The organism is Peptoclostridium litorale DSM 5388, from assembly GCF_900141635.1.
GTDB classification, from domain to species: Bacteria; Bacillota; Clostridia; order Peptostreptococcales; family Peptostreptococcaceae; genus Peptoclostridium; species Peptoclostridium litorale.
The window spans coordinates 35028-46973 of the sequence record NZ_FSRH01000013.1; the positions used below are offsets into that span (position 1 = coordinate 35028).

The window sequence follows — 11946 nt, forward strand, 5'->3', positions numbered from 1 at the left end:
TCTTATAACACTCAACTCTTTTGCCCTTTCACCGCAAGGGCTGCAGTCACATTTGTTCCCTTGCCCTTTTCACTTTCAATATTAAGTCCGTATTCATCTCCGCAGTAAAGCTTTATCCTCTGGTTTACATTGTTGAGCCCTACCGCACTGAAACTGCTCTTTGCAGAACGCCTCTTGAATATGTTATCAAGAGTATCACTGTCCATGCCGGGCCCGTCATCAGTTATTTGGACAATAAGGCTTCCGTTTTGCCTTGCAGCCCTTATGTTGATGTTTATGCCCTCCTCTTCGCCTTCCATTCCATGTATTATGGAATTTTCAACAATCGGCTGAAGTATGAGCTTTGGAACATTAAGCTCAATACAGCCCGGTTCTATGTCAAATTCCACTGTTATCGACTCGTTGAACCTTAACTTTTGAATAACCACATAATTTTTCACATGCTCTATCTCCTCTTCAAGGCTTATCATTTCTCTTCCGAGGTTTATGCTTATCCTAAGCAGCTTTATGAGCGCGGTTATTGCGCTGCTTATTCTCTTGTTGCCCTGTATCTTGGCCATCCATTTTATGGTGTTGAGAGTATTGTACAGGAAATGGGGGTTTATCTGAGCATGAAGCGCCTCCAGCTCCACTTCCTTTTTCTCCTTTTCCTCCCTTACAAGCCTGTCTATGAGCTCTTGCATCTTCTCTATCATATTGTTGAGGCTATGGGCAAGCTCTCCTATCTCGTCATTTGACCTTATGTCCGTCCTTACGCTTAAATCGCCCTGCTCCACCCTTTTCATGACTCCCATCATGCTTATCATAGGGTCCGTATATTTGACTGAAAATATTATCATGAATATTAGCATTATAATCACATATATGAGTTCCCCAAACACCAGATATCTTTGTATCCTGTCAAGCTCCCCGTAAAGATATCTCGTGGACACCGTTTTTACAACTTTCCAGCCATGCCCCTCTATTGTCGAGTATATTGCCACTTTGTCTATTCCGTCATTATAATGTATGTATTTATAGCCGGTCTTGTCTGAAAGCATTTCATTGGCATAGGGCTCGAATATTATGGACTCTCCTATTTTATTCTTGTCTGAATGGCTTATTATCCGTCCTACCTCGTTTACTATGAATATGTCCGCCCCGTCATCCTCGAGAAGGTTAGTATACGCCTGCTGCAAAATGACCTCGTCAAAATCCATCATCAAATAGCCGTACTCGTCAAGCGTGTTGAAGTCCACAATCTTTCTCCCGAGAGTGAAATATCTCTTTTCAAACTCGCCCGAGAGTATTTCAACCATGACCTTTCTTGTGTGTATCCATATTGGCTGGCCTGAAGACCGCCTCACCTTGTCGTATATGAATTCTTGAGGTGGAGTCTCTTTTGCCCCTATCCGGTAAAACGTTCCGTCCAGACACAGGTGTATTGCCTCTATGTCGTCCCTCAGCGTTATAAAATCCCTAAGCTCGTCCCTGTATTTGTCCCTGCTGAGTTTCGAATGGCTTCTAAGCATATTTAAAAAGTCTTCATTCGATATTATCACTGTGGAAAATTCCTGGACATCATCGAGAATGAATTCTATTTTTTCTCCCGTCTCGTATACGGATTCAAGCGCCGTCCGTGAGTATTTGTCTTTTATTATTTCCTTGACCGTCTTGGAATAGGTTATGCTTATTACTGCAATTGGTATCATAATTAATATTACTGCCATTACGCCGAGTTTGAATCTTAGCGTATTGAAGGCTCCTGTCTTCCTCAATTGTCTTCCTCCACTAATTCCGCTTCTTTTCGTCTTATCTCCTCCAGCTGCTTATAAATGTCCCTGCTCACAACTGAACTATCACGGTCATATTCCACCATTTCATGCAAATTCTTGACCAGAACCCTCTCAACTTCATAAAAGCTTGATATCTTGGGCCTCAGGTATATGTTTTGACTCTCCCACGCATTCATTACGGCCTTCACATGCTTCAGGTACGTATCCTCAATCGAAAGGAGCTCATTGTCATCCATTTTGTACTTCTGAGCAACTTCACTGTATGCAGACTTTCTCGTGGGCAGGCTTCCTCCTTCAGGATGCATTAGAACTTTCAGCTGCATGTCCTTTGAAGTGGCCCAGACTATGTAAAGCCATGCGGCCTTTTTCTCCCTTTCGCTGGCATATCTGTTTATCCCTATTCCAGATCCTCCGTATATGTTGGCGCTTCTCTCGTCTCCATATGGCAGTATGCTGTACCCCACTTTACCCCGAACGCTCGACTGCAAATCGTGGTCAATATATGAGTAGTTTTCGTCCCAGTTCGTCATCATTGCAATTTCACCGTTTCTAAACGCATTCGCAGTGTCAGTCCAATTCCAGTTAACGCTCTCCGGAGCTGAAGTCTTCACTATATCCTTGTACATGTCGAGAGCCCGTGTGAATTTTCCATCCAAAACGTCTACATGCTCGAAGCTTTCAAGACCCAGAGTGCTTATGTCTTCATCTGAAAAATAGTCCCCGCCATATGACGCAAGTACATTTGAAAAGTCGCAGAATATGGAATTGTGCTCCTGTGCCATATGACCACTGCCGTATTTAACCTCATTGTCGGGCACATTCTCGTCAATCCATTTCGCCACTTCGCAGTACCTCTTCCACGTAAAATCAGGTGTTCCCGGCGTCCAGTCATAGCCCATCTCTTTAAAGAAACTGTCCCTGTATTTTTCGAATATGTCCTTTCTGTAATACATTATCATGGTTGTGCTATCGAAAGGGATACTGTATATACTGTCTTTTTTGCCGAAATACGAGCACACGTATTTTTGATTTTCGAAAAAGTCGTCACCAAGTCCCATTACATGCGGGTAGTCAGGATTCTCATTGTATTGATTCAAAACTTCCAGATAGCTATGGAACCTGTTTAAAGTCTGGTATGGATCAACGTATATTATCTGATATTTTCCCGACTGGGATATAAAATCAAGGTTCATCTTTTTTACCATTGTCTCGTAGTCCATTGCCCTGGTCTTTACATTTATGCCCGTAACCTTTGAAAATTCTTCACTTTCGTGCGAAAATATATTCGCTGATATGTTGTTTTCAACTATGAAGCTCAGTGTCATTCCCTCAAACTGCCTTATGTCATAGCCCTCTGGAATATCGAGTTCCTTGAAACTTGCCGAAATTCCACCGTACTCTTTTCCCAATGCATCCCCATTATTTATGGTGCTTGTATTTTCAAGTTTAAAGCTTACTAGCAATATAGTAATCATAATGGCTGACATGCCGATTTTCCATTTACTGTGCAATATGTATTCACCTGCCCGCTCCATATAAATCCGTGTCTCAATAATGTTAACACTCATTTTATTATAACCCGGCGAGCCTTAAAAATACACACTTCAGTGCAATTGTCACCATTATACCTGCCAATTGCCAACATAATAAAAGGAACGGCATCTCAAGATGCCGTTCCTTTTATTATGTTGTAAAAATATCTAAAATGCCTATTATCCTCATGCCCTGTCTCTATAACACCTATATTCAGTCAAATTATAGGTTCTATTCATACACCGAATATCCAACGTTCAATATCCGTATACATAATAGCATTCTATTCACGCAAGATCTTTTAACTCCTGGCAGTGAGGTTTTTTCACTTCCTCACAAAAGACATCTACCAGCTCGGGATTGAGCCCTTTGCCAGCTTCTTCCTTTAGTATTTTCATGGCATCACTGGATGACATGGCCTTTCTGTAGGACCTGTCCGATGTCAGCGCTTCATACACGTCCGCAACGGATATGATCTGGGCAATAATCGGTATCTGGTCTCCTTTAAGCCCCTCGGGGTATCCTCCTCCGTCATATCTTTCATGGTGGTAGAGTATGCCCTGGCTTGCCGTTTCAAATATGTCTATCTGATTTACCAATCTATACCCTTCTGCAGGGTGACCCTTTATTATTTCGTATTCCTCTTTTGTAAGCTTTCCTGGCTTGTTCAGTATGTCCGTGGGTATTGCGATTTTTCCGACATCGTGAAGCTTTGCAGCCAGCTCTAGATTCTCAAGATCCTCATATCCAATGGCCTTTCCGATCATAAGGGCATATTTTGAAACCGACACGCTGTGCCTGTAGGTATATGCATCGTTCATCTCCACCGCATTTACCACTAGGCCTATCATTTCGACATACTTCTTATCCATGGCATTTGCGTGTTCCTCTATGATCTCAATGTGAAGCTCAACGTCATATGACATCTTGTTTACAGCTTGTATCAAGTTATCAACCTCAGGCATGAGCTTTAAGCCCGGGGAGCTTATCCTACTGTGATAATTCCCGTCCGATATTTCTTCCACCGTTTTAATTACAAGACCCAGCTTGTTTGCGAGCTTCTTCAGATTCAAAACCGCAAAGCCTAGCAGTGCCAAAGTAGTTATTATAAGTATGCCCAAAATAAAATTTCTTTGGGTGTTGAATATGTAGTCCAAATATTCAATATGTAAAATTACATTCACATAGTTTTCATTTTGACCCGATAACATTGGTATACTCATTTTAATGCCGCTGTGTTTTGCCAGCAACATAGTTTTGTATTCAGGCGCCCTTGTAAGCGTAACTCTTCCCTCTTCATTCTCAGTCAAAACCTTTACAAGCTCGGACAGTTCTTTCTCACCAAGTATTCGTCCTATGAAATAGCATCCACTTGGGTTTTTCTTGTCGTTGTCAAAGAACGGACTTGCAATCACTAGTGCCGGACTCTTTCCTATCCAAATCACTTCTGAAACCCGTTCGTCCTCATGGAGGGCTCTGCCAAAGCTCTTTGAGGCTTTGATTTGCGGTTCCATATCGTATTTGCCGTAAAATCTTTTAAAATCAGCGTCTTCTGTTGTAACATATATAAAGTCAACATTGTACTGTTCTTCATCCACAATATATCCAGTCGCATTTTCATATAGCCACTGTGAATCGTGTGCTTTAAGCCTCAAAACAGAATCCGTCCACACTGCATGAGGATTCAATATGTCTTCCAAATTATCGAAGTGCTGCTCTATGAAAAATTCGATCTGCTGCTTTTTAGCCTCTGAATAGCTTCCTTTAAACATATTCCATGCATTATGATTTATCTTCACGATGCTGAAACTGACCGTCAATATCAAAACCAGTGCAGACATTATCAATATATTCCTTATATTTCTATACATAGACTGCCTCCCTCTGATGGATGCTTGTTCATTGATTTCCAAATTCATTATACATACTTTAAGCAGGTTATTAGTTAATAGACAACTCTGTTTCGACCATTCCCCTTGGCTTCGTAAAGTCTCCTGTCCGCTTCTACTATGCACTCCGACAGATTTTTCCGTCTGTATTTTGCCACACCTGCTGAAAACGTAAAGTTTATTCCACTTTTGTCCTCTGCTATATTCTTCCTGAACTCTTCAATTCTTTTAAAAGCCATTTCCAAATCATATATGTCCATAAACAATGCGAATTCCTCTCCGCCATATCTGCATACCAAGTCGTTTGAAAATGAGTTTTTAAGCTTGTTTGCAAACCCCACCAAAACCTTGTCACCCTCAACATGTCCGAATGTATCGTTTATGTTCTTGAAGTGGTCTATGTCAATTATTGCAAATGCCCCTTCAGTTTTTTCATTTTCGAGCTTTTCCATGAAATGCCGTCTGTTGTATATTCCAGTAAGAGCGTCTGTTATCGCCATTTTTTTCAGCTGCTTTTTAGCCATTTCTGACTCCGTTATATCGTTTGCAACATAAATTCTCCCCCTGCCGCCTTTCATTTCTATTACCTTTAGACTATATATTTTCCCCTCTATCTCATACCCATCCAAATCAGACTCAAAATCATATTCACAAAGCTCTTCAATTAAATAAAGCGACTCCCCTATGCCAATTCTCTTCATGGACGGAAAAATACTCTTTGCAGAATCGTTACAGCTTATCAATCTCCCGTTTTTGTCGGCAACGATTACAGCCTCATCTATGGAATTGAAAACCATCTCGTGGGTCACAGGCGTTAAAAAAAGAATTTCGTATCTAAACATACCCACCCCTATCAGCAAACTCATTGGCATGTATGCAAATGTCATAATATCTATGTATGCAGGTCCCATGCCCAAAATGTATATTACAAAAACCACAACAGGTATACTACATCCCGTGAGCATGAAAAGCGCCCTTTTTCTATAGTCTCCCCTTGATTTTTTAGACTTTGCCGCAAAAGCCGCTACTCCATAAATATTTGAAAAAATCAGTGCAGCCGACTGGACATAATACCAGATTCCCTTTTCAAGCTTTAAAACATTAAATCCAAATGTAGAGTCTATCCCAAGAGACTTGTAATACAGTAAATGATATGTGTTTGTGTTTACAAATATCAGTGTCGCTATACTGATAGTAATCAGCAAACTTGTAATGCTTTTGGTTAAAATCCGTCTTTCATCTGCGTACTGCCTTGCAAACACCGCTATTATAACAGGATAAAAAGATATTCCAATATATTCAAACCTTACCCCAAAATACATCTTATCCACAGTATCGCTCAGAAGCTCAAATGCATATCCCAGCGAATGAAATGAAATTGCAAATAACAAAAGTGAAAATGCAAATGCTCCCGGTACTTTTCTTCTTCTCATTGCGTATATGGCCATGTTTGCAATCAGTATTGACGATATGGTTAATATGCAGCTCAGTAAGGCATTTTTCATAGGCCCTGCTCCTTTTGAATCATTTTTTTAATATTTAAATCTATTATACCAGAATATACTTTTTGATTTTTTTCGAATGCAAAAATAAAAATAGCATTTTAATATGAATTTCAGATTTTCATGCACCATTGCGAGAACCGCTGAGAACAGGAAGCAGGTAAGAAATATATAAAGCGTAACAGACGAATGGCTTGAGTTTGTTGAAGAAGTGGACCAAGGAATCATTTCAGAAATAAAACCGATAACATTGGTTTGATGAAAATTCATATCCCCAAATCATTTTCGATATTTTCCGATACTTTCCGCAACTTAAATATATTATACCGAATAAGCTTTTTATTTTTTATTGAATACAGAAATACAGCCTTTCAAAATATTACTTTAATCGACTAAAATTGCTAATCTGTAGTTTAATATCAGCTAAAATAGTGTAAAATCATGATAAGCCAAAAAACATTTTCAGCAATGGAATACTCAAAATTAGAATAGCCATTCATAGGGAGATGAATGCCATGATTTCATTTGATACGAGGACGACCGTACTAATATACACCCTCACCAATATATTGCTTTCATTTGTAGTCTATAAGACATGGGTCCAAAATAGAAAGGATTTTGAAGGTATAACCTACTGGTTTTCTGACTATATTCTTCAGGCTATAGGCATAACTTTGTCCTTAATGAGGGGGGTCATTCCCGACTTTGCATCCATAGTAATCGCAAACTTCTTTATGATTACCGGTGCCATGCTGTTTTTATTTGGTTTGGGACGCTTTGTAGAAATCCCTATAAGAAAACTCTCGAATTATATATTCCTTCTCATATTTTTTATGGCTTATTATTATTTTGGAATCATAAGGCCCTTGGTAGCTTTAAGGATTATTATATTTTCTTGTTCATTCATATACATTTCAATACAAATAATATGGTTGGTGTTTTGGAAAACCAGTGAAAATTTTAAAAACATAACAAAAAGCACAGGCATCATATTTATTATGTTTACAGCTGTTGATGTATTCAGGATAATTTTGGCATTTACGGTTCCATCTGATAGAGACTATTTTTTAGGCCCTTTAAATGATACTATTTTTGTAATTCTAAGCCAGATGCTCACCATTTCACTTACTTTTTCCATAATACTCATGATAAACAGAAGGCTCTTTTTAGAAATCAACAGGCATTCAAAAGAAAAGGAAAGTCTTCTGCTTAAAATGCGCCATCTTGCAACAATAGACGGCCTCACTGGAATATTCAACCGTATGAAGATAGAAGAAACCCTGAATAATGAGATACTGGAATTCCAAGAGGACTCCAACCCCCTCTCTGTTATACTTATAGATATCGACTGCTTCAAATCCGTAAACGATACATATGGCCACAGCGAAGGCGACAATGTCTTAAAGGCTATATCTTCCATTCTTAAGGACAATATCCGCAGCACTGATTCTTTAGGTCGCTGGGGCGGCGAGGAATTTCTAATAGTAATGCCAAAAACAAATCTTCAAACTTCTTACAATATAGCCAAAAGACTTACATCTATAATATCCAATCATAAGTTTGTGAATGTAGGCCGTGTTACCGTAAGCATGGGAATTTCCTCTCTCTGTGAAGGGGATTCTTTTGGCGAACTGCTTATAAATGCCGATAAGGCTCTATATTGCGCAAAAGAAAATGGAAGAAACCGTGTCGAAGTCTTTTCTGATTACAGCGTTTCCAATACACTAGCATAGGCGGCCTCATCCCAGGAACTTGTGACGGCCTCTTGAGAAGTGGCTACACAAGAAACCATAGAAAGTTGAAAATCCTAAGGCTTGGCCAAGATGGCCCAGGATTTTCAACATGCCCTTTCAAGGTTTAAAATATAATAACAGTGGTCCCATTGATTTGATGTTTTTTGAATCATGTGGTTTACGCCATGTAATACAAAAATCCCGCAAACACTGTAAAGTGCTTGCGGGATTTTTGCATTTCCGACTTAATATACTATGCCTTTTTCACAAATTGAGATTTTAGCTTCATAGCTCCAAATCCGTCGATTTTACAGTCGATGTCATGGTCATCATCCATAATAAGACGTATGTTCTTTACCTTAGTTCCTATTTTTATAACCGATGAGCTTCCCTTAACTTTAAGGTCTTTTATTACAGTTACAGTATCTCCATCAGTCAGTACATTTCCATTTGAATCCTTTATCACCTTTTCGTCTTCGCCACTTTCAGCTCCCGACTCAACGCTCCACTCGTAAGCGCATTCCGGACAAACTAAAAGGCTTCCATCTTCATATGTGTATTCCGAATTACATTTTGGGCAATTTGGCAGTTTCATCATAAACTATTTTCCTCCATTCGATATCGTTAAATCTGATATATGCACATAGATTTCAATTTCTTCTACACAGCTTCTTTTCAATGGCAGTAGCTGTAAAATTGAAATTCACAATAAACATGCGGCAACTTCCCTACCGGCTTATATGATATCATAGTCTTAACATATTGACAAACCATGTGCAAGTTTGGCATTTATCGGTGCAAAAAACCGCAGTTATTTGTTGTACGGTTCACCATTTCGATTCAACTACGGTTTTTATATAATTAAAATATACATATAGTTGCTTTCTTTTGCCGTTATAAGTGAGAGCCTTCTTCAGTTTTAGTTGAATTTGAAACCAAATTATTTATGATTTTTATTTCTTCTTTTGTTAAATGACGCCATTTCCCAACTGGTAAATTGCCTACAGTTATGTTCATAATTCGTATTCGTTTTAATTTTATAACATTGTATCCTAAAAATTCACACATTCTCCTTATTTGTCTATTTAATCCCTGAGTTAAAATTATACTAAATACAAATTTACTTTCTTTTTTTACAAAACATTTCTGTGTTATCGTATCCAAAATAGGGATTCCATTTCCCATTTTTCGGATAAATTCAGATGTTATAGGTTTATCTACAGTAACAACATATTCTTTTTCATGATAATTGCCTGCACGGAGAATTTTATTGACAATATCTCCATCATTGGTTAAAAATATAAGTCCTTCTGAAGGTTTATCCAGCCGACCAATTGGGAAGATTCTCTTCGGATAATTTATAAAGTCTACTATATTATCTTTAACTTTATATTCAGTAGTACAGGTAATACCCACAGGTTTGTTAAACGCTATATAGACAGGTCTTTCTTTAGATTTCAAAGGCTTTCCATCGACTTTGACATGATCTTTGGAAGTAACTTTAGTTCCCATTTCTGATTTTACACCATTTACTGTAACTCTCCCCTGCTGGATGAGTGTATCTGCTTCTCTTCTAGAGCAAATTCCGGTTCCACTTATGAATTTATTTAACCTTATTTGTTCAGTATTATTTTTAGAATGTTCAACATTCATCTTTTTATTAACATCCTTCCTCTTTTTCATTTTACACCTTCCTTAGTTCTCTAATGAAAATTTTTCATCACTTATCAATATTTCTTATTTTTCAAAACCTCAGTTACTTATGGTATGCTTCACCATTTTACTTCACCCGCGGTTTTCATAAACATTCCTAGAGCGCTCCCAACAGCCGTAGCCTTTATATCAATCCTCAACTTGCAATCTGACTCCGACCAGTTATGGTTATTTGAAATAAAATCTACTTATTATAATGCTATTATATCAGCATCAGCTATTGGGCGCTAATATATCTCCCTCGCTTCTAAATCACACTCTTAAAAATAAAAAAAGAACCTGATTATATCAAGTTCTAATTGTTATATTTCATATGATTTTTATACGAACTAGTATTCAACACTTAATAAACAAAGTGCTCCTGCACTAGCTTTATGACCTACATCATTCATATCCTTAGATTTAAAAGCTTTCTCAATTGTATTCATAGGCAATTGACCAAGCCCCACTTGAATTAGTGTACCTACTATTAATCTTTCCATGTTTAATAAGAATCCATTTGCTGTCATAGTAATGATAATTTCATTTCTAGTTTCTCTTACATCAATAGAATCTATTTTTTTAATTGATTTTTTTGTTTTCTTATTAGTAGTAAATGCTAAGAAATCATGTTCACCTACAAGCTGCTCTGCAGCTTTTTTCATTTTATCTACATCTACTGTTTGATTCATTAAGTTAACATATTGTCTCTCAAACAAAGGACGATTAGGAGCATTTTTTTTCCATAAACGATACTCATAAGTTGCACTTCTCATTAAATATCTGCTATGAAATCTTTCATCAACCATTTCTACTGATAGTATAATAATATCATCAGTTAAATATTTTTCGAAATAATCAAATATGTCTTCTTCATCTAAACGACTATGTGGTGCCGTAAAATTAACAATTTGTCCTTTAGCATGTACCCCCGCATCAGTACTGACTGCACTAATAACCTCTACTTCTTCTTCATAAAGCTTTGATAATATTAATTCTAACTTACCTTGAATACTCTTTTCTAATTTACCTTTTGATTTATTATACCCTGTATATTTTCTACCATCATAAGCTATAATCATCTTATAGTTTTGCATTTGAGTCCTCCTTTTTCTAAATACTAATCAATACATTTTATCATAGAATGAAATAGGTTTATATATGCAACCTTTATTTCTGAAGATGCTTTATCCTGTTCTCTCCCTTTAGTAAAAAATCACTCATTTCAATTAATTACACTCCTAGTTATACAATTTTCCTGGCAAAACCCTTGATTTAGCTTGTTTTTAAAGAAGACCTCAGTTACTTGTGATACGGCTCACCCTTGTTTATCCTAAAGCTTCTGTAAACCTGCTCAAGCAGTATTACCCTCATTAACTGGTGGGGGAATGTCATCTTCGAAAACGAAAGTGCATAATTTGACCTTTCCAGCACGTCTTTTGATAGCCCTATCGAGCCTCCTATTATGAATGTTATGTCGCTCTTTCCCGTAACCGCCAGATTTTCAAGCTTGTCTGCAAGCTCTTCCGACGAGAGCATATTGCCGCCTATCTCAAGCGTTATGACATATGAACTGTCCTTGACCGCCGAGAGTATCTTTTCGCCCTCCTTGTCTCTCACCATCTGGGCCTGCTTTTCGCTCATGTTCTCAGGGGCCTTTTCATCAGGTATTTCGTTTACCGAAAGCTTGCAGTACTTCGAAAGCCTCTTTGAAAACTCCTCTATTCCAAGCTTCAGATATTTTTCCTTTATCTTCCCAACCGCCACTACGTTTATGTTCAAATCCTTTCCGCCTTTCCATGTTTATAGTGTCTCTTATGCT

At 37.9% G+C, this 11946-nt stretch carries 9 protein-coding genes; 1 reads left to right on the forward strand and 8 read right to left on the reverse strand.

What is annotated here, in order from left to right; genetic code table 11:
• Positions 1-11 precede the first annotated feature (11 nt).
• The 4 genes from BUQ87_RS11680 to BUQ87_RS11695 all read right to left on the reverse strand — a co-directional run bounded on the left by BUQ87_RS11680 (position 12) and on the right by BUQ87_RS11695 (position 6702).
• Positions 12-1757, reverse strand: a complete 1746-nt coding sequence (locus BUQ87_RS11680; RefSeq protein ID WP_038262157.1) for a sensor histidine kinase — start codon at positions 1755-1757, stop codon at positions 12-14.
• On the reverse strand, positions 1754-3250 hold the full coding sequence (locus tag BUQ87_RS11685; RefSeq protein ID WP_159434330.1) for an extracellular solute-binding protein: 1497 nt from the start codon (positions 3248-3250) through the stop codon (positions 1754-1756). The genes BUQ87_RS11680 and BUQ87_RS11685 overlap by 4 nt, the downstream gene beginning before the upstream one ends.
• A gap of 345 nt (positions 3251-3595) precedes the next feature.
• Positions 3596-5179 carry an HD domain-containing phosphohydrolase gene (locus BUQ87_RS11690; protein ID WP_052635924.1) on the reverse strand — a complete coding sequence of 528 codons (1584 nt, stop codon included), beginning with the start codon at positions 5177-5179 and terminating at the stop codon, positions 3596-3598.
• Between the two features lie 74 nt (positions 5180-5253).
• Positions 5254-6702, reverse strand: coding sequence for a histidine kinase N-terminal 7TM domain-containing diguanylate cyclase (locus BUQ87_RS11695; protein WP_038262160.1), 1449 nt, complete (start codon positions 6700-6702; stop codon positions 5254-5256).
• 512 nt (positions 6703-7214) lie between these two features.
• Between BUQ87_RS11695 and BUQ87_RS11700 the strand changes: the two genes are divergently transcribed.
• On the forward strand, positions 7215-8432 hold the full coding sequence (locus BUQ87_RS11700) for a GGDEF domain-containing protein (RefSeq protein ID WP_052635925.1): 1218 nt from the start codon (positions 7215-7217) through the stop codon (positions 8430-8432).
• Between the two features lie 253 nt (positions 8433-8685).
• On the opposite strand, the gene BUQ87_RS11705 is transcribed toward BUQ87_RS11700, so the two are convergent.
• The 4 genes from BUQ87_RS11705 to rlmH all read right to left on the reverse strand — a co-directional run bounded on the left by BUQ87_RS11705 (position 8686) and on the right by rlmH (position 11906).
• A complete protein-coding gene (locus BUQ87_RS11705; protein ID WP_038262163.1) occupies positions 8686-9030 on the reverse strand; it encodes a zinc ribbon domain-containing protein YjdM in 345 nt (114 codons plus the stop codon).
• A gap of 296 nt (positions 9031-9326) precedes the next feature.
• Positions 9327-10115 (reverse strand): 23S rRNA pseudouridine(2604) synthase RluF, encoded by a 789-nt coding sequence (gene rluF, locus BUQ87_RS11710; RefSeq protein ID WP_143182470.1) that lies wholly within the window; start codon positions 10113-10115, stop codon positions 9327-9329.
• A gap of 359 nt (positions 10116-10474) precedes the next feature.
• On the reverse strand, positions 10475-11221 hold the full coding sequence (truA, locus tag BUQ87_RS11715) for a tRNA pseudouridine(38-40) synthase TruA (RefSeq protein ID WP_038262166.1): 747 nt from the start codon (positions 11219-11221) through the stop codon (positions 10475-10477).
• Positions 11222-11426: 205 nt separating this feature from the next.
• Entirely contained in the window at positions 11427-11906 is a 480-nt protein-coding gene (rlmH, locus tag BUQ87_RS11720; protein ID WP_038262169.1) for a 23S rRNA (pseudouridine(1915)-N(3))-methyltransferase RlmH, read from the reverse strand.
• Positions 11907-11946 lie beyond the last annotated feature (40 nt).